Below are 1,262 nucleotides of genomic sequence, written 5' to 3' on the forward strand. Positions count from 1 at the left end.
TTTTTTTTGATAGATAAGGATAAAAAACAATGGAAAGAAGAAGACATCTTTAAAATGGCCTTCCATCCCATCTTTTTGATGAGATGGAGGGCTATTTTCTTTATATTTTGGCAAGTGGCTGTTAGAAAAGCCTGTTCTTGGACAGACCTCACTCCACGAAAACGGGCATACCGATAGCCATGAAGCTCTTTTGCATCGGCGAAACTCCGTTCAATACTGGAACAGCGAAGTCTATATAATTGTTTCCCTTCTTTTGTTCGCTTATATTGTCGGGTAATTTCTTTATATTCTTCCCAAAGATGACGGGTAATGGTTCGCTGTGTTTGCTTGGCAGACATACAATCCGAACGAAGTGGACAAACGGCACAATCCTCCTTCTTTGATTTATAGTGACGGTATCCCTCCCGGTCCGTTGTCGAATAAGAAAGGATACAGCCCATCGGACAGGCGTATACATCCTTTTCTTTTACATAGTGAAACTTACGCTTAGGAAGAGCTTTGTTTGAATTTCCAAAACGGCGATACCCCATGACAGTAAAAATATTTTGTTCGATCAGTTTTTTACAAATATACGTAGTAAAATAACCTGCGTCCAAAGCAGTAGCTTCTACATGAAATTGGAATTTTTCCATTTGTTTTTGAAGGCGCTCCAAATACGGCTCGGAATCTGCCACATTTCCAGCCGTCACAAAGGTATCGGTAATAATATTATATTTCACATCTACCGTACGATGATCCAGATAGTAGAACCCTTTTGGTTTTCCATCTCGCATGAGAAACCCACTTTCAGGATCTGTTTTACTGATTCTCGTTTGTTTTGGTTTGGCAACGCCTTCCTTTCTTGGCTTTAGAGCTTTTTTCCGTGTTGGATACGATCTTCTGTCACCGCTGCTTCCAATTCTTCTAAATAGGCTTTGGGACGTTCTTCTTTTACTTTTCGGGTGAATTTATTTTTATTGGCATTGGCTTTAATGTGCGTGGAATCAGTGGTTAAAATACGTCCTCCCACCATATTATGTGTAATAGCTTGATGGACCATTTCATCAAAAATTTCTTCAAAAATGTTGGTGTGGAGGAATCGAGTACGTCGATTAAAACTAATGGTCGAGTGATGAGGCACTTTATCTGATAAAGATAATCCTAGGAACCAACGGTAAGCAATATTAGTTTCCAAGTCCCTCGCTAATTGACGTTCCGAACGAATGCCATAAAAATAGCCAATAAACATCATTTTGAAAAGCGTAATGGGGTGAATAGAGCGT

The 1,262-nt window shown here is 39.5% G+C and carries 1 pseudogene; it reads right to left on the reverse strand.

From position 1 onward, the window contains the following. Nucleotides 1-71 precede the first annotated feature (71 nt). Nucleotides 72-1,262: pseudogene (locus NCCP28_RS23420) on the reverse strand (IS1182 family transposase); the annotation flags it as partial.

It is taken from the genome of Niallia sp. NCCP-28 (assembly GCF_023168165.1).
Classification (GTDB): domain Bacteria; phylum Bacillota; class Bacilli; order Bacillales; family Cytobacillaceae; genus Niallia.